Origin of the sequence: Paenibacillus crassostreae, from assembly GCF_001857945.1 — a bacterium.
GTDB lineage: Bacteria > Bacillota > Bacilli > Paenibacillales > Paenibacillaceae > Paenibacillus_AQ > Paenibacillus_AQ crassostreae.
The window spans coordinates 4,157,257-4,175,335 of the sequence record NZ_CP017770.1; the positions used below are offsets into that span (position 1 = coordinate 4,157,257).

Annotated in this window: 19 protein-coding genes, 1 pseudogene and 1 riboswitch; all 20 genes and pseudogenes read left to right on the forward strand. The window is 41.0% G+C overall.

From position 1 onward, the window contains the following. Window positions 1-122: 122 nt before the first annotated feature. The 20 genes and pseudogenes from yicI (at window position 123) to LPB68_RS19305 (ending at window position 18,042) form a co-directional block, all read left to right on the forward strand. Window positions 123-2,444, forward strand: a complete 2,322-nt coding sequence (gene yicI / locus LPB68_RS19215) for an alpha-xylosidase (protein ID WP_068655982.1) — start codon at window positions 123-125, stop codon at window positions 2,442-2,444. 141 nt (window positions 2,445-2,585) lie between these two features. Then, the gene (locus LPB68_RS19220) at window positions 2,586-3,548 is read left to right on the forward strand and encodes a phosphotransferase family protein (RefSeq protein ID WP_232510186.1); all 963 of its coding nucleotides are present in this window, start codon (window positions 2,586-2,588) and stop codon (window positions 3,546-3,548) included. Window positions 3,549-3,571: 23 nt separating this feature from the next. After that, a complete protein-coding gene (locus LPB68_RS19225) occupies window positions 3,572-6,427 on the forward strand; it encodes a glycoside hydrolase family 3 C-terminal domain-containing protein (protein WP_068655978.1) in 2,856 nt (951 codons plus the stop codon). Window positions 6,428-6,440: 13 nt separating this feature from the next. Next, window positions 6,441-6,779, forward strand: a complete 339-nt coding sequence (locus LPB68_RS19230; RefSeq protein ID WP_082865605.1) for a winged helix-turn-helix transcriptional regulator — start codon at window positions 6,441-6,443, stop codon at window positions 6,777-6,779. A 140-nt stretch (window positions 6,780-6,919) separates the two neighbouring features. Then, window positions 6,920-7,552, forward strand: a complete 633-nt coding sequence (gene hxlA, locus LPB68_RS19235; protein WP_068655974.1) for a 3-hexulose-6-phosphate synthase — start codon at window positions 6,920-6,922, stop codon at window positions 7,550-7,552. 8 nt (window positions 7,553-7,560) lie between these two features. Further along, window positions 7,561-8,118 (forward strand): 6-phospho-3-hexuloisomerase, encoded by a 558-nt coding sequence (gene hxlB / locus LPB68_RS19240; protein WP_068655972.1) that lies wholly within the window; start codon window positions 7,561-7,563, stop codon window positions 8,116-8,118. 173 nt (window positions 8,119-8,291) lie between these two features. Beyond that, the gene (locus tag LPB68_RS19245; protein ID WP_068655970.1) at window positions 8,292-8,672 is read left to right on the forward strand and encodes a nitrous oxide-stimulated promoter family protein; all 381 of its coding nucleotides are present in this window, start codon (window positions 8,292-8,294) and stop codon (window positions 8,670-8,672) included. 285 nt (window positions 8,673-8,957) lie between these two features. Next, a pseudogene (locus LPB68_RS22440) lies at window positions 8,958-9,146 on the forward strand (alanine:cation symporter family protein); the annotation flags it as partial. 175 nt (window positions 9,147-9,321) lie between these two features. Beyond that, on the forward strand, window positions 9,322-10,107 hold the full coding sequence (locus LPB68_RS19250; protein ID WP_068655968.1) for an AAC(3) family N-acetyltransferase: 786 nt from the start codon (window positions 9,322-9,324) through the stop codon (window positions 10,105-10,107). A 21-nt stretch (window positions 10,108-10,128) separates the two neighbouring features. Further along, entirely contained in the window at window positions 10,129-10,416 is a 288-nt protein-coding gene (locus LPB68_RS19255; protein ID WP_068655966.1) for an immunity 53 family protein, read from the forward strand. 35 nt (window positions 10,417-10,451) lie between these two features. Continuing rightward, window positions 10,452-10,985, forward strand: coding sequence for an HXXEE domain-containing protein (locus LPB68_RS19260; protein WP_068655964.1), 534 nt, complete (start codon window positions 10,452-10,454; stop codon window positions 10,983-10,985). Between the two features lie 111 nt (window positions 10,986-11,096). After that, a riboswitch (TPP riboswitch) is annotated at window positions 11,097-11,201 on the forward strand. A gap of 141 nt (window positions 11,202-11,342) precedes the next feature. Further along, window positions 11,343-11,948 (forward strand): thiamine phosphate synthase, encoded by a 606-nt coding sequence (locus LPB68_RS19265; RefSeq protein ID WP_068656671.1) that lies wholly within the window; start codon window positions 11,343-11,345, stop codon window positions 11,946-11,948. 76 nt (window positions 11,949-12,024) lie between these two features. Then, entirely contained in the window at window positions 12,025-13,173 is a 1,149-nt protein-coding gene (thiO, locus tag LPB68_RS19270) for a glycine oxidase ThiO (protein ID WP_068655962.1), read from the forward strand. Beyond that, entirely contained in the window at window positions 13,170-13,373 is a 204-nt protein-coding gene (gene thiS, locus LPB68_RS19275; protein WP_068655961.1) for a sulfur carrier protein ThiS, read from the forward strand. The genes thiO and thiS overlap by 4 nt, the downstream gene beginning before the upstream one ends. 1 nt (window position 13,374) lies before the next feature. After that, window positions 13,375-14,142, forward strand: coding sequence for a thiazole synthase (locus LPB68_RS19280; protein WP_068655958.1), 768 nt, complete (start codon window positions 13,375-13,377; stop codon window positions 14,140-14,142). Next, window positions 14,139-15,158, forward strand: a complete 1,020-nt coding sequence (locus LPB68_RS19285; protein WP_068655956.1) for a thiazole biosynthesis adenylyltransferase ThiF — start codon at window positions 14,139-14,141, stop codon at window positions 15,156-15,158. The genes LPB68_RS19280 and LPB68_RS19285 overlap by 4 nt, the downstream gene beginning before the upstream one ends. 327 nt (window positions 15,159-15,485) lie before the next feature. Then, window positions 15,486-16,220 carry a nucleotidyltransferase family protein gene (locus tag LPB68_RS19290; RefSeq protein ID WP_068655954.1) on the forward strand — a complete coding sequence of 245 codons (735 nt, stop codon included), beginning with the start codon at window positions 15,486-15,488 and terminating at the stop codon, window positions 16,218-16,220. Window positions 16,221-16,253: 33 nt separating this feature from the next. Then, a complete protein-coding gene (locus LPB68_RS19295) occupies window positions 16,254-16,688 on the forward strand; it encodes an NUDIX hydrolase (RefSeq protein ID WP_068655952.1) in 435 nt (144 codons plus the stop codon). 44 nt (window positions 16,689-16,732) lie between these two features. Further along, window positions 16,733-17,410: an SOS response-associated peptidase gene (locus LPB68_RS19300; protein WP_068655950.1), complete on the forward strand. Its 678-nt coding sequence runs from the start codon at window positions 16,733-16,735 to the stop codon at window positions 17,408-17,410. 14 nt (window positions 17,411-17,424) lie between these two features. Then, on the forward strand, window positions 17,425-18,042 hold the full coding sequence (locus LPB68_RS19305) for an NUDIX hydrolase (RefSeq protein WP_068655948.1): 618 nt from the start codon (window positions 17,425-17,427) through the stop codon (window positions 18,040-18,042). Window positions 18,043-18,079: the final 37 nt, after the last annotated feature.

An 18,079-nucleotide genomic window follows, 5' to 3' on the forward strand; every position in this document is an offset into this window, starting at 1 on the left:
GGATATTTACTTGTAGATTTAGAGTGAGATATCAATATATTGATACATTTGGTCAAAATAACGTAAGAAATGATTGTTTTATATCAATATTATTATAGTATAAACCATAGGAGGTAAGATACATGAAATTTACAGATGGTTATTGGCAAATTCGCGAAGGATATGAAGTTCAGAATCCCGCAGATATTCGTGACATTACACTAAACGGTGATTCAATGACCGTATATGCAGCAACGAAAAAGATTGAAACAAAAGGTGACACACTGAATGGTACATTGTTGAAAGCTACTTATAGCTCTCCAATGCCAGATGTTATTCGTGTTCAACTTAATCATCATAAAGGTAAAGTAAAGAAAAACCCTGAGTTTGAATTGTATACTGAACAAACCGATGTTCAAATCGCGATTGACGAAGAAGTGGCCGAACTTACAAGCGGAAGTTTAAGCGTTAAAGTGAACAGAAAAGAAGGATGGAATATCGATTTCAACTTCGCAGGCAAACGTATGACAGGTAGTGGTTGGAGAGCACCAGCTTACATTAAAGATCCTAACAAGACAGCTTTTTACCGGGAACAACTTGATCTAGGTGTTGGTGAATATATTTACGGTCTTGGAGAACGCTTCACACCGTTTGTGAAGAATGGTCAAATCGTGGATATGTGGAATGAAGATGGGGGTACAAGCTCCGAACAATCCTACAAGAACATTCCTTTCTATCTTTCGAATAAAGGTTATGGAGTGTTCGTTAACCATCCTGAGAGAGTATCTTACGAGATCGCTTCTGAGAATGTATCACGCGTACAGTTCAGTGTTGAAGGTGAGTCACTTGAATACTTCATCATTGGTGGTGGTACTCCAAAAGAAGTATTAAATAATTATACAAAACTAACAGGTAAACCAGCACTTCCACCAGCATGGACATTTGGTCTATGGCTTACAACATCATTCACAACAGATTATGATGAAACTACGGTTAATCATTTCATCGATGGTATGGCAGAACGCGATATTCCGTTGTCTGTATTCCACTTTGACTGTTTCTGGATGAAAGAATACCAATGGTGTGATTTCGAGTGGGATAAAGATATGTTCCCTGATCCAGAAGGTATGCTAAGACGCTTGAAAGATAAAGGTCTTAAAATTTGTGCATGGATTAACCCTTATATTGCTGAGAAATCTCACTTGTTTGATGAAGGTATGGAACATGGATATTTGGTTAAGACAGCTGACGGTAGCGTATGGCAATGGGATAAATGGCAAGCAGGTATGGCGCTTGTTGATTTCACCAATCCAGCTGCAGTTAAGTGGTATAAAGACAAGTTGAAGACACTAGTTGGCCAAGGAGTAGATAGCTTTAAAACAGACTTTGGCGAAAGAATTCCAACAGATGTAGTCTACTATGATGGATCTGATCCAGTTAAAATGCACAACTACTATACGTTCCTATACAACAAAGCTGTATTTGAAGTGTTGGAAGAAACCGTTGGTAAAGGGGAAGCTGCACTGTTCGCACGTTCTGCAACAGTTGGTGGACAACAATTCCCAGTACACTGGGGAGGAGATTGTTCCGCAAGTTATGAATCCATGGCAGAAACCGTTCGTGGCGGATTATCACTAGGTCTATCTGGTTTCGGATTCTGGAGTCACGATATTAGTGGTTTCGAAATGACAGCTGCACCAGACGTATACAAACGTTGGGTACAATTCGGTCTATTGTCTTCCCACAGCCGTCTACACGGAAGTACTTCGTACCGGGTACCTTGGTTGTTCGGAGATGAAGCAGTTGATGTCGTTCGTGAATTCACGAAGTTGAAATGCAGATTGATGCCTTACCTATTTAATTCTGCAGTAGAGTCTACTGTGAAGGGCCTTCCGATGATGAGAGCGATGATGCTAGAATATCCAGAAGATCCAACATGTGCTCCATTAGATACACAATACATGTTCGGTGATTCTATCCTAGTTGCCCCAATCTTCAATAAAGAAGGCGATGTGAAGTATTACCTTCCTGAAGGTACTTGGACGAACTATCTTACAGGAACGGTTCTTGAAGGTAATCGTTGGTACAGTGAGAACCATGACTTCATGACATTACCAATGATGGTTAAATCCAATACGATCCTTGCCGTGGGTCAACAAGATAACAAAACAGATTATGATTTCGCTGATGGCGTTAGCTTGCATGTGTTCCAATTGGCTGATGGTGCAACTGCACATGCTGAAGTTGTTAACTTGCAAGCGGTGAAAGAACTTGATGTTACAGCTACACGTTCTGGTTCCGTTATTGAAGTATCAACAAGTGGCGTAGGTAAAGCTTGGTCCGTTGTACTTAGAGGAATTAACGAAGTGGCTTCTGTTGATGGCGGTAAGTCAGAAGCAGGTGTTGATGGTGTCGTAATTACACCAGCAGCAGGTGCAACTTCTGTGAAAATCACTTTAGCTTAAGTTCATGAATATAGGTGTTTGACAATTTATTAGAACCGAGTCGGCAAGACGTTTATAGGGTAGGATCTTAGATTAATCCTAAACCTATACGTCTGATGGACTCGGTTTTTTCTATTAAAAGTAGGAGGTGCTTATGTGGAAATGTATAAATTATTTAAGAGTGTAACTGATGATCAAATTCGTGCCGTCATGATGGATACCTATGGTCCTGAGACAGAAGTGAAGCAGATTTCTCACATGAAAGGTGGAGCATTTAATACAACATATTATGTGGAATGTACTTCACCAGTTCAGAAGCTTATTCTCCGTATAGCTCCAGGAAATAAGGAGCATCTGCTTTCTTTTGAAAAGAATATCATGGCTGTTGAGCCTTACACTTATGAGTTGATGGCTCAAGCTGGAATTCCTTGTACAGAGGTTGTGCGTTATGATGGTTCTGGGTCGATTATTGACCGCCCATATATGTTAATATCATTCATTGAAAGTATTCAATTGAACGATCCCTCTATTACGTCTGAAGAGTATAAGGAATTGCAGGTGGAACTCGGAAAATATTTACGTCAGATGCATGATATATCTGCGGATACTTTTGGATTTCCTCAAGCTGATGGCTCTGTGAAGGGGTCAACTTCATGGGGTAAAGTATTGATTGATTTCTCTAGAGAAATTGCAGCGCTCTGCCGTGAGTATAACTTACTAGAATTAACAGTAATTGATAGGTTTCAAGACTATTTCGTAACGCATTCTACGTTATTTGATGAAATAACTGTTCCATCGCTTGTCCACAATGATTTATGGGATCCGAATGTATTGGTACAAAGAGATCTTGCAGGTATTCCTTATATTGCAGCTATTATCGATGCAGATAAGGTGATGTTCGCTGACCGAGAGTTTGATGCCATCTTATTTAAGAATGACCCGCAGATCATGAAAGGTTACGGTAGCGAACTAGACAATAATTCGAAAGCGATTACACGAAGAGAAGCATATGAGATGTTATGGATGTTTGCTTTTCTATATATTCATGAGATCCAAGTTGAAATGCATGAAGATGCAGCTTATTTCAAAGAGAAGGCAATGGAGTCATTTCATTCGTTAATCTAATATGCTATGTAGGAGATGTTAATATGGAACAAACATTTAAAGAATTCGCATTCTGGAATCATAGTTTGCCTTTGGAAGAACGCATTCAGGATCTCATCTCACATCTTACGATAGAGGAGAAAATCAGCTTAATTCCGACGAGACAGGCAGCAGTTGATCGATTGGGTGTCCCTGCTTATTGTGTTGGTGGAGAGGCTGCTCACGGTGTAGCTTGGAAAGGGGAAGCAACCGTGTTCCCACAGCCTATAGGGCTAGCATGTACTTGGAATCCAGAATTGATGAAGCAGATCGGTTCTGCTGTTGGTGATGAAGCTAGAGTCTTCTATCAGAATGATCCTACGCATCATGGCTTAACCTTATGGGCTCCCACAGTAGATATGGAGAGAGATCCACGTTGGGGACGAACAGAAGAGGCATACGGAGAAGATCCGCATCTGACAGGTAAATTAACCTCATCATTAATCCAAGGTATGCAAGGAGATCATCCGTTCTATCTTAAAATGGTCGCGACCTTGAAGCATTTTTTTGCTAATAATAATGAGGTAGATCGTTTAACTTTCTCATCTAGCATTGATCCACGGAACATGCATGAATATTATTTGAAAGCATTTGAAATGCCTTTTGTTGAAGGTGGGGCTTATTCTATGATGACTGCCTACAATTCAATTAATGGAACGCCAGCTATTGAGAGCCCTTATGTTAACCAGTTCGTTAAGGGTGAATGGAAAATGCCAGGATTCATTGTATGTGATGGTGGGGATTTGTCTCAGACGGTCGAGTACCATAAGTATCATAAGACCCATGCAGAGTCCGTAGCAGGAGCCCTGAAAGCAGGAGTAGACTGTCTGACAGATGAACAGGACTTAGTCATAGATGCGACGAGAGAAGCTCTTGATCGTGGTTTAATTGATGAACAAGATTTAAATCATGCGATCCGTAATATTTTTCATGTGCGGTTTAAACTTGGACAATTTGATCCTTCAGAGAATAACCCATACGCAGCGATTCCAAGTTCAGCATTGATGTCACCAGAGCATAGTAAACTGTCGCACAAGGCCGCGCAGGAATCGATAGTTCTATTGAGGAATGAGGGAGGATTATTACCCTTATCTCTAAAAAATACGGAGAGTGTTGCAGTCATTGGTCCTCTTGGGGATATTGTATATACAGATTGGTATAGTGGGACACTTCCATACTCGGTTACACCATTTGCGGGGATTTCCAAGAAATTAGAGGGTTCTGGTCGACACGTTAGCTATCATAGTGGTGATGATGTGATCAAGCTCAAGACAGTAGGAAGCGGTTGGTATGTCGTTGCCGGTAAAGAAACTACAGCACCTCTAATGCCTCAACCAGATGGTGGGAATGACAAGCGTGCATTATTTAAGCATACCGACTGGGGGTATGGTAGTCACACCTTACAATCCATTGCTAACGGATTATATGTCACGGCTAATGATGAGTTGACCCTTCATGCTTCAGCTGAACGAGTATGGGGTTGGTTCGTGAAAGAAGTGATGGATATCTCTTCACAAGATGATGAGTATGTAAGTATGAAGACGTGGAATGGACATCCGATTAGACTTTCAACAGATGAATATGGAGCAACTGTACTACGTGGTAGTGAAGATAAGGAATCATTACATGATACAAACTTCACGAAGGAAGTGGTATCCGATGGTCTTGCAGAAGCCATTAAAGCGGCACGTGAGAATGAGGTAGCCGTAGTATTTGTTGGAAATAGCCCTTTTGTGAATGGAAAAGAGGAAGTGGATCGTCCTGGGATTGAGTTACCTCCAGCCCAAGTTGAGTTAATTAAAGAAGTCTGCAAAGTTAATCCTCGTACTGTAGTTGTTATTGTAGGAAGTTATCCTTATGCTCTAGGAGAGATAGCTGAGATAGCACCAGCGATTATATATTCATCTCATGGAGGACAAGAGCTAGGAAATGCTATTGCAGATGTTCTATTCGGTGATTATAGCCCTGCTGGACGCTTAAATATGACCTGGTACCAAAATGAAGCACAACTAACTGACTTCTTAGATTACGATATCATTAAAACAAATCGTACCTATATGTATTTCGATGGTAAACCGCTCTATCCATTTGGTTATGGGCTGACGTATAGCGAGTTCAACTATAATAATATGATAGTAGCCAAGTCCTCTTACCATGACTCTGAGACAATCCAACTCGAGATGGAAGTAACGAATACGGGAGACATGGTCAGTGATGAAGTAGTACAATTATATGTTAAGGCCCTTCAATCTCGAGTGAAGACCCCTATCAAGCAATTGAAAGCATTTAGACGAATTAATCTTGAACCAGGTCAAAAAAAGAAAGTAAGCTTCCAAATTCTAGTATCTGAACTAGCGATTTGGGATGTAACAAGGGACCGTTTCTGCGTGGAGTCGGGCGGATATCAATTGTTAGTAGGAAGTTCTTCGGAAGATATTCGTTTGGACACTACTGTTCAAGTTACTGGAGAGGCCATTCCACATCGTGATTTGACGGGGATGACTTATGCTGAGAACTATGATGATTATCAAGATGTTATCTTAGATGAATGTTTGGAAGGTCGCACGGGAGTAAGAGCAGTGAACGATCAAGGATGGGTTGTTTATCACGATGTTGAATTTAAGAAGACTGTAGATTCCCTTGAAATGCGTGTATCAGGAGGAATAGCAGGTGGGAAAGTGGAGTTACGATTGGGGAGCCCTGAGGGAACGCAAGTAGGTCATTGTACGATCTTACCTAGTCATCGTGGTGAATGGTCAACGGTTACCTGTGATGTGGAGGAGGGTTTAGAGGGGATTCACTCTATATATCTAGTCTTACAGGGAAGTGTGAGTATTAGTCATTTTACCTTATCATCGTAAGTAACCATATTACATGGAAGGGGCATTGGAATTGGGAGACAAGCATTTTAAAGAAACAGTTGAGCTAACTTTGAAAGTTATAGGGGGAAAGTGGAAGCCGGTTATACTTTGTCACTTGACAGAGGGGACGCATCGATTTGGTGAGTTGAAGCGGGAGATGCCTATTACGCAAAAAATGTTAACACAACAATTAAGGGAGCTAGAAGATGACGAGATCATCATTCGTAAAGCGTATTCACAAGTACCTCCAAAAGTAGAGTATTCTTTAACGGAGTATGGGCAAACGGTCAAGGAGTTGCTTAATACCCTATCGAGCTGGGGTGAGAAGCATCAGGAAAGGCTTGAACACTAACACTAAATTAGAATCAAATTGCTCTTCGTAGTACCCATTTGGTAACTACGTTACATAAAAGTGCGTACTTTTATTATTGATAAAGTGTGGCTAGAATAAGGATTGTTAAGTCTAGAACATTTTAGAGGAGCGAATGACATATGAAATTACAATTAGCGTTAGACCTTGTCGATATTCCAGGAGCTATTGAAGTTGTGAAACAAGTCGAGTCTTTTGTTGATATTGTTGAAATTGGTACACCGATCGTTATTAATGAAGGATTACACGCGGTAAAAGCTCTTAAAGAAGCCTTTCCTAATATGACAGTACTTGCAGACTTAAAAATTATGGATGCAGGTGGATATGAAGTTATGAAAGCAGTTGAGGCTGGTGCAGATATCGTCACAATTCTTGGAGTAGCAGAGGATGCTAGTATTAAGGGTGCAGTTGAGGAAGCCAAAAAACATGGTAAGCAAATATTGGTCGATATGATTGCCGTGAAGAATCTAGCTGTGCGTGCAGCAGAGGTTGATGCTTTAGGCGTCGATTACATTTGCGTTCATACGGGCTATGATCTTCAAGCAGAAGGACAAAATTCCTTTGAAGATCTCCGGACGATCAAAGCGGTTGTAAAAAATGCAAAAGTAGCTGTTGCGGGTGGTATTAAACTCAGCACTTTACCGGAAGTTATTGCAGTTAATCCAGATCTTGTTATTGTTGGCGGGGGTATTACAGGGGAAACCAATATGAGTTCAGCTGCTTCTGAGATGAAGCGACTAATTACCCAAGGTTAATAACGATAATGCAAACGAAACGATACGTTGTTACGGTATTGGACGAGTTGAATAACTCTGCTGATCAACTCGTAGATCAGCAGTTGGAGCTACTTGTTGAGCAAATAGGTGAAGCAAAGAGAATATTCGTAGCCGGGGTAGGACGCTCTGGACTTATGATGCGTGCCTTTGCGATGCGACTGATGCACCTTGGCAAAGATGTATACGTTGTCGGAGAGACTGTTACGAGGAGCCTTGCTAAGGGAGATCTTCTTATTATTGGATCAGGTTCAGGTGAGACGAAGTCACTTATTCCAATGGCAGAGAAGGCACAAAGCTTGGAGGCGTGTGTGGCCGTGATGACTTTATCTCCTGTATCTACGGTAAGCAAGCTTTCTAATATTATCGTTACAATGCCTGGTGCGTCTAAGGATCAGTTGCACCATGAGGCAGTCACGATTCAACCCATGGGATCACTTTTTGAGCAGATGCTATTACTCATATGCGATGCGGTTGTTTTACGCCTGATGGAGATACAGTCTTTGAATGGTCAGGCTATGTACGGAAATCACGCTAACTTAGAATAAAGATATGGTGGTCCCAAGGGATCACCTTTTTTGCATTTAAGTTACCAGTTCGAATCGGCAAACCCTATGCGGAGTTGAATGAGAATATCGGTTAAAGTGAGATATTGTTAATAGATTGGCTATTGAAATAGGAAGTATAATAGTATAGTTGTATGAAAGAGAGGTAAATAATCATGTCAGAAACATCGGCTGATCAGACGCGAACGAAGCCCCAAGGGAATAATGGTCCACGTATTCTTCGAGAGAAAGCTACTGTGGCTATTATGATTCAAATGTATTGTATGGGACAAGGGCATATTCGGAATGAGAGTGTTGAGATGGGACCAGGTGAATTGTGCGCTGATTGTAAAGATCTTTTTCAATACTCCCACTTGCGACTGGCCCTTTGTAAATTTGGTGAGGGTAAAACGACATGTGAGAAATGTCCAGTTCATTGTTATAAGCCAGACCGACGCCAACAAATTAAAGCCGTGATGAAATATGCTGGACCACGCATGTTATGGAGCCATCCACTAGTAGCACTACGGCATGCTTTAGATGGGTTTACTAAGTGATTGCACAGATTGTTCACTTGTGAATTGGTAGGGCAAGTATGTATAATGATAAAAATTAGCCGTTTCTGCTTGTGTGAATAGTTTCACTAGTTCGAGAGATAGCTGTGTTATCCTATATCCTGTATCTCTCCAAGGGTCAAAATCAGATGATTTGACTCTTTTTTGTTTTTATTATTTTTTAGGAGCACCTCTACTTATTCTAGTCATGGGAATAGGAATTTGGTTGACGATTCGTTTGGATTTACTTCAATTACTTCGACTACCTAACTGCCTTCTTGGGCAAGATCATTTATTAAGTTGGATGCCATTTGGTTAATTGCAGATATTGTTAATGCATTGATGGCATTCCCTAACTTGATTGCTTTATTAGGCCATTCTGGTGTTGTTGTTGCTGAGACTCGATTGTATATGGATGCTATAGGCAAGAATAAGCGAAAGAAACCATTTCGTGAAATTAATAGTAAAGTAAGCTGAATTTAAAAGCTATGGGGTACGAGGCTTTCCTATACCATGGTTTTTATATTCTTTGAAGGGATCAAGCTGACATTGTTGAATAATTTAAAGAGACTCTCAAATTTTAATAATATAATGTATAAGTTGAGTCGTACTAAATTACAAATTCACGATGCTTTTAAGGAGATATAATATCATGCATACACACACCAGTCTTTTAGAACAATTGCAACAAATGAGAATTAATCAACAAAGTGTCGTCTTAGTTCACTCTTCCATGAAAAGTCTGGGAGAGGTAGAAGGTGGGGCAAATACTGTCCTTGACGTGTTAGAAGAATATATGAAGGACGGACTTCTTGTACTTCCTACGCATACCTGGGCTAATATCAATGAGAACAATCCTAAATTTTATGTGGAGCAATCACCTTCGTGCATTGGGATATTACCTGAGTTATTCCGTAAACGACATGGAGTAATTCGCTCTTGGCATCCTACACATTCGGTAGCAGCGAAAGGGCAAGATGCAGACTGGTTCACAAAAGGTGATGAAGCCTTTGATACACCTTGTGCTAGAGGATCAGCTTGGGGTAAGTTGTTAGATCATCAAGCAACTATTCTGTTAATTGGCGTGGATTTACGAAGAAATACCTTTATGCATGGAGTAGAGGAATGGCTTGATATTCCAGGTCGCATGACTGAACACCATGAGAAGTTACAGACTATTCTAGGTGACGGAACGATTATTGAAGTACCGTCTCGCAGACATTGTGGACAAGCTTGGTCAGAGTATTTCTGGAAGGTCGAGGATGTAATGGTGAAACACGGTGCGTTGGTTTTTGGTGAATTAGGCGATGCGGTTGTACGAATATGTGACACGGTCAAGATGACTGACATTCTGACAGAAATGCTCCGCGAGGATCCTGATTTATTCTCAGATAATGAACCTTTAAGTCAACATATGAAACAGCTATTTGATAACTAACAAGGAAGAAGGATGAGGTAGATGAGTGATTTGAAGTGGTTAGAAGATTGGTACGAGAGTCATTGTGATGATGCATGGGAGCATATTCATGTAATAAAGATCGAATCGATCGATACCCCTGGGTGGAGAGTAACGGTACCAATACTTGAGACTGAATTAGCGGGGAAGGAATTAAATGAGATCATTATAGATCGGGATGATCATGATTGGGTAAGATGCTGGATCAAAGATGGACAGTTTGAAGGTGCGGGCGGATTAAGAAATTTAGAAGAAATGATCCACCTTTTTAAAGAATGGGCAGAAGGTTAACGCAAGGAAGTCAAAGGATCAGGAGATGATTTGCAATGGGTTTAACTGACTCTTTCCTGTCGATAGAATCCTTGATGTGGTTATTTCTAGCGGTATTTATGATCCATGATCTAGAAGAAATCATATTTGTTGAATCCTGGATGAAGAAGAACTTCCCTAGAATTAATAGGTTCATACCAATGATTGCGAGGAAATTAGTCAAGAACATGTCAGAAGTGAAATCATCTCAGTTTGCGGTTGCTGTCTTCGTGGAGTTCATCGTTTTTATACCCATAACTTATTGGGCAGTTGAGCAGAATCACTATGTTCTATTCGTTGGGTGTAATGCCCTGATGTTGGTCCATGTATTTACTCATGTAGCACAATCCTTGGTTGTGAAATCGTACACTCCGGGAGTAGTGACAGCGCTAATCATGATCTTACCTTATTCGGGATATTTGTTTTATAGAATGATCAACGAAGATCTAGTTACCCTACAAGAGGTGTTGCGATATGCACCGACAGGACTATTTGTACTTCCGCTAGTGCTACTAGGACATAAGGTAGGTAAGTTCGTGATCCGAGAATGATCTGCTACTGCAAACAGCAACGTCCTGTATATACAGTAAGTAATAAAGTTTTGTTAGATTGGGAATGTCATTGTTCCCATTTATGTGTTAATATGGATTCAATTGAATACGATTGATCACTAGGGGTGCTATTTAGCTGAGACGGATGTGTTTGATTCCAAACCCTTTGAACCTGATCTGGATTATACCAGCGTAGGGAAGTGAGCTTGAAAGATTTAGTTATGATAGCTTTGTGTACATTTATTTGTCTGCATTCTATGAACTATTGATATTAGGCCGCCTTCTATGCTGAAGGTGGCTTTTTGTTTTTTCTGATAATTCAGTAATGTGTCTGAAGAAAAAATGGAAGGGAGTGTAATGAGGGTGCGAGAATTGCATGTGATTTCGAATGGTCAGTCTGAGTTAGAACACTTTGCAAGGGTAGCGGCACTTATTCATCCCTATGTGACAGCCTTTCACTTGCGGGAGAAAACGAGTCAGGCACTGGAGTTATGGAAGGGAGTGATGGCTTTAAGAACGAGTGGAGTACCTCTTAGTAAAGTGATTATTAACGACCGAGTTGATGTAGCATGCGCGTCTGGCGTAGGGGGTGTTCAGTTAAACTACCAAAGCTTGGAGGTGTGGGCAGTCAGAAATGCTTTCGCCAATATGCGTATAGGACGTTCAGTTCATGATGTTCAAGAAGCAGAACAGATGAGTTATCAAGGGGCTGATTATCTAATATATGGACATATATTCCCAACAGATTCTAAGCCAGGACAGCTAGCCAGAGGAACGAAGGCATTAGAAGAAGTTGTAAAAAGAGTGCGTGTTCCAGTCATCGCGATTGGTGGGATTAAACCTGAAAATGTGCAGCAGATTATGGTAACTGGAGCAGCAGGGATTGCAGTCCTATCTGGAATTACAGCTGCAGACAACCCATTACAGTCAGCGAAGAATTACCGCGATGCTTTAGACATTTAATCAAATGCTTCCGATGCTAGTTTTTCGAGGTTACTCAAGATGTACATGCACAAAAACTTTTAGGAGGGTATTCGTCATGGTGAGAAAAGCGGATGTCATTATAGTGGGTGGGGGAGTGATAGGAAGTTCGATCGCTTATTATATGTCAGCAAGAGGGATGAAAGTTATTCTATTGGAACGAGATCGTCTAGGAAGCCAAGCATCGAATGCGGCAGCAGGAATGCTTGCAGTGCAAGCGGAAATTACTGAGGCTGGGCCTATGTATGATATGGCGCGTGCCAGCCGGGCATTATTTCCACAGCTCGCAATGGATCTGAAAGAATTAACCGGAATAGATATTGGCTTGAAGCGTAAAGGAATGTTACGTGTGGCAGCGACTGAGGCAGATGTAGGAGAAGTTCAACGTATCTTAGATTTTCAAAAGAAAGAGGGGGAACGAGCGGAATGGTTATCAGCAAAACAAGTAAGACAACAGGAGCCAGGTATATCCTCTGAAATACAGGGGGCTATGTTTGTAGAAGAAGATAGTCATGTGGATGCACCAGAATTATGTTATGCATATGCAAAAGCTGCGGCGGCGCTCGGAGCACAAATAAATGAGTTTACAGAGGTGAAATCGCTTCTTTATACTCAGGGACGAATTACTGGTGTCGTTACAGGTGAAGAAGAACTTTTTGCTGATCAAGTGGTTGTTGCTTCGGGAACATGGAGCGGTCCACTACTTGCACAGGCTGGACTAACATGTCCGATTTATCCGGTCAAAGGGGAGTGTTTCTCTGTACTGAGTCATTCACAGTTAATCCAATCGACCATATTTAGTGACGGTTGTTATCTCGTTCCGAAGAAGGGAGGACGGATCGTGGTTGGAGCGACTATGATTGAACATAGTTATGATCGTAGAGTTACAATAGGTGGGATTTCTAAGTTATTAGAAGCAGCGAAACGTATTCTTCCAGATATTGTCGATGCGGAATGGGAGCAGGCATGGTGCGGGTTACGTCCACAGACAATGGATGGGTTACCTTATTTAGGTGAACATCCAAAGTTGAAGGGGTTATATGTAGCAACAGGTCATTATCGCAAAGGAATTCTACTTAGTCCAATTACAGGTAAGCTTGTTGCAGATTGGGCAGAAGATAAGTCAGAACAGGTACTTTCACTTGCATCCTTTAGAGTGGATCGGCATCAGAATGACCCGTCTGAAGAGGAAGTGATGTCATTGTGAAGCTGTATTTGAATGGTGAACAGGTTGAAGTTAATGATAGCTGCATAACAATTAACGCATTATTGGAGGAATTCAAGTTAGCGGGCAAGATCGTTATTGTGGAATGGAACCAACGTATTCTGGAGAAATCAGATCATGAGACAACGGGTTTGTCAGATGGAGACCGGATTGAGATCGTACATTTTGTAGGGGGTGGCTAATTTGTTAAGGATAGGAACTCATGAATTTAGTTCAAGATTGCTATTAGGAACAGGGAAGTTTCCAAGCTTCGATATTCAAAAAGAAGCAGTAGCTGTGTCGGAAGCGCAGATCTTAACATTCGCGGTTAGACGGATGAATATATTTGAAGCGACGCAGCCCAATTTCCTAGAAATGCTTGATGTAAGTCGATTCACATTACTTCCGAATACAGCAGGTGCTAGGACGGCGGAGGAAGCTGTACGCATCGCTAAGTTAGCGAAAGCATCGGGTCTATGTGACATGATAAAGGTTGAAGTAATTGGTGATTTTAAGAATTTGTTGCCGGATCCACTAGAGACGTTAAAAGCTTCTGAGATGCTATTAGAAGAAGGTTTCATCGTACTTCCCTATACATCTGATGATGTGTTGTTAGCCAAGAGATTAGAGAAGTTGGGTGTTCATGCTATCATGCCGGGTGCTTCACCAATCGGATCAGGTCAGGGAATTATTAATCCATTAAATCTTAGTTTTATTATAGAGCAAGCCGCGATCCCTGTTATTGTTGATGCTGGGATAGGTAGTCCATCGGATGCGGCATTCGCCATGGAGCTTGGTGCTGATGCGGTATTACTAAATTCCGCTGTTTCAGGAGCACAGGATCCTATAAAGATGGCTTTGGCGATGAAACTTGCAATTGAAGCTGGTAGACTAGGATTCGAAGCTGGACGAATACCGAAGAAGCGTTATGCTTCTGCTAGTAGCCCGATGGAAGGATGGAGTAGTACTTGAACGAGCGATACTCACGACAAAAACTTTTTGCACCCATAGGAGAAGTAGGACAACATAAGCTAAATACGAAGCATGTCCTTATTATCGGTGCTGGGGCATTAGGAACAGGGAATGCCGAGGCACTCGTAAGAGCAGGTGTAGGTAAACTCACGATTGTGGATCGCGATTATGTTGAATGGAGTAATCTACAACGGCAGCAACTATATCGTGAATCTGATGCGGAGTTACGAATACCGAAAGCTATAGCAGCTCAGCGGAGGCTTGGGGAGATCAATTCAACGGTAGTAGTAAATGCTCATGTGATGGATCTAACTACATTTGAGGTAGAAGATATGACTCTGGGTGTTGATGTGATTGTTGATGCAACAGATAATTTTGATACCCGGTTACTTATTAACGATATCTCTCAAAAGACACGAATACCTTGGATTTATGGTGCATGCGTTGGGAGCTACGGCATCACGTATACTATAATTCCCGGGGAGACACCTTGTTTGAACTGCTTACTTGAAACAGTCCCATTAGCTGGAGCCACCTGCGACACTGTCGGAATTATTAGTCCAGCAGTACAAATGGTAGTAGCTTATCAGACGGCAGAAGCTTTAAAGTTATTGGTAGGTGATCGAGCATCTTTACGTAGTAGGCTTACTTCCTTTGATCTGTGGAATAATCAGCACTCTTCCATTAATGTACATAGCATGAAGAGGGAAGGCTGCCTTTCCTGTGGAGATAAGCCGACTTATCCTTACCTTTCAGAGTTGAAGCATACAAGAACGGTCGTATTATGTGGGAGAGATACAGTTCAAATTCGACCACCTGCACCCATAAAGCGAAATTTAGAAGAACTTACAGCTGTTTTCTCCCATCAAGGATACCGAGTGGAACACAACCCATACCTAGTATCGTTGTATACGGGGAATTATAGGTTAGCTATTTTTCAAGATGGTAGAGTATTGGTTCACGGGACGAATGATATTGTTATGGCAAAAAACTTGTATCATCAGTATTTAGGCTGATAAATTAAGATGGCAACAAAATAATAGAAGCCCATAGACCCGCTATGTGTACCCTTTGCCAAGGGGAATTCACACGTGGTCTGGGCTTCTTTCTGGTAAGTATACTATCAATGAAGTAAGTTGAATAAGATACTTTAAATTTAGAAGAAGAGGGGTGTACACATATTCGTGGACATGAGTTAGACTATTATTTAGATCGATTAAATGAAGTTCGCAAGCGAACCAATAATTTGTTATTAACGGTAGATGATGAGTGGCTTTATAAAGAAGAGGATTTCTGGTATAACAAGCAATCAAATTACTATTTAAGCTTGAAAGGAGATTCAGATGAAAGCATTAATACTCGCTGCCGGTTACGCAACAAGACTCTATCCAATCACGCGAGATAAACCTAAATCATTATTGCCTATTGGTAAACAGACCATTTTGGATTATATGATGGATCAATTAGACGAAATAGATGAGATAACCGAAATTTTTATCGTAAGTAATGATAAATTCTTTCAAGCTTTTGTAGATTGGTCTGGATCGAGAAAATGTCATTCTAGAATTCGTATTATTAATGATGGAACAACTTCTGTGGAGGATAAATTAGGCGCAATAGGCGATATCCATTTCGTCATTGAACAGGAACAGATCGAAGATGATCTGATCGTGTTAGCAGGAGATAATATCTTCACATTTGATCTTAAGGGATATATTCGGTTCTTCCAAGCGAAGTTGGCAGATACTATCTTAGTTCAGTCATTAGATAATCTAGAAGATCTGCAAAGAGTGGGCGTTGTGGAGCTGGATACCGAGCGGAGAGTTTTATCTTTTGAGGAGAAACCGATTGTGCCTAAGACGAATATTGGGGTGTTCGCTATCTATATCTATAGACAAGATACTCTGCCCTTGTTCGATCAATATTTACAAGAAGGTCATAATCCAGATGCACCTAGTTATTTTCCTGAATGGTTACATACTCGGAAAGAGATCAGGGCTTATTTCGCTGATGGCGATATTTATGATATAGGGACGCATGAAGCGTATCAGGAAGTTCAAGAACTTTATAAAGGGTAGTCATCGAAAGAGTCAGGAATCGGGGGATAACACGTGAAGAGTCCTATTTTCTATGGAGCTGTACATTTATTATTTTATCGTAATGAGAATGAGGTATTGCTTCTTAAACGGCAGAATACTGGATTTGAAGATGGAAAGTGGAGTGTTGTTGCAGGAAGGATCGATGGGAATGAAGAAGTCATCGAAGCTGCAATTCGAGAAGCTAAGGAGGAATCTGGTGTTGATATTGAGCCCTCTCAGCTGGAATTGGTAGGGGTTATGCATAGGAAAAATACAGATAGTGAATGGATAGATTTTTACTTGAAAGTTGAATCGTGGAGCGGGGAAATTAGCAATTGTGAACCTCATAAATGTGAGGAGCTTACATGGTTCAAAGTGAATGAGATGCCGGAAAATATGATTTCTTATATAAGAACAGCTATCAACAAAAACCATGATCAAATGTGGTTTGAAAGTTACGGATGGTAGGAAGAATAGTAGTGTTATTATTATAGCATTCGGGGGCGTTAAAAATGTGTGGACGTTATACGATAACGGTCTCTATGGAAGAGCTGTTAGTTAGATATCTCACGAAGGATTCAACCATGCCCCGCTACGCCCCGAGATATAATGTTGCTCCCATGCAATTTATTCCTGCTGTCATACATAATGGATCTGAGAATCGATTAGGCGAACTTCGTTGGGGGTTGGTCCCATCGTGGGCGAAAGATCAGAAGATAGGTAGTAAAATGATTAATGCCCGAGCGGAGACACTCTTAGAGAAAGCATCGTTTAAGCGCCTTGTTAGCCAACGTCGTTGTATCATCCCAGCAGATGGCTTCTATGAATGGAAGAAGACAGGTAGTAATAAACAACCTATGAGAATCGTTATGCGCGATGGTGATATCTTCTCTATGGCAGGTTTGTACGATATTTGGATGGATCCCGAAGGTAAGAAACTTAGTACCTGTTCCATTATCACTACATCTCCTAATAGCCTTATGGCAGATATACATGATCGCATGCCTGCTATTTTACATCGCGACCATGAGTCACAATGGCTGAGCAGAGACAACCATAATGAGATGGCACTAATAGAATTACTACGTCCATATGAGGCAAGTAAAATGTTCGCTTATCCTGTCTCCGCTGATGTTGGCAATGTGAAGAATGATTCGAAGGAGTTAATAGATGAGCTACACCAAAAATGATAAGGATGGTTGACATGAATCTGAAATGGCTTGAATGGGCTAAACAAATCCAGGCAATCAGTCAGAATGGACTAGCATATTCCAAGGATATCTATGATCTAGAACGTTTCGAACAATTAAGGGATCTTAGCATAACGATATTAAATGAATATACGGATGTCGAGGTCGAGAAGATCAGAACCATATTTGCAAGCGAGAAGGGTTATGCTACTCCTAAAGTGGATGTACGTGGAGTTGTGTTTCAGAATGATGAAATTCTACTTGTGAGGGAACGTCTTGATGGAGCATGGGCTTTACCGGGGGGATGGGCGGATATTGGGCTCTCACCACGCGAAGTTGTTATCAAGGAAATTAAAGAAGAATCAGGGTATGATGTTAGAACTATTCGGTTATTGGGAATATTGGATACGAAATTTCATGATCACCCACCATCTGCACTACATGTATATAAAGTATATATTCTGTGTGAAATCATCGGTGGTGATGCCTCAGGTGGCATGGAAACATCTGAAGTGAATTTCTTCAAGGAAGATCAATTACCAGAATTGTCGACTGAAAGAGTGACAGAGAAGCAAATCAAAGAATTGTTTAAATTTCTAAGAGAAGCTGATAAAGAGATTTTATTAGATTAGTTTTAATATCGAAAGTCAAAACAGCACTGTCAGACGA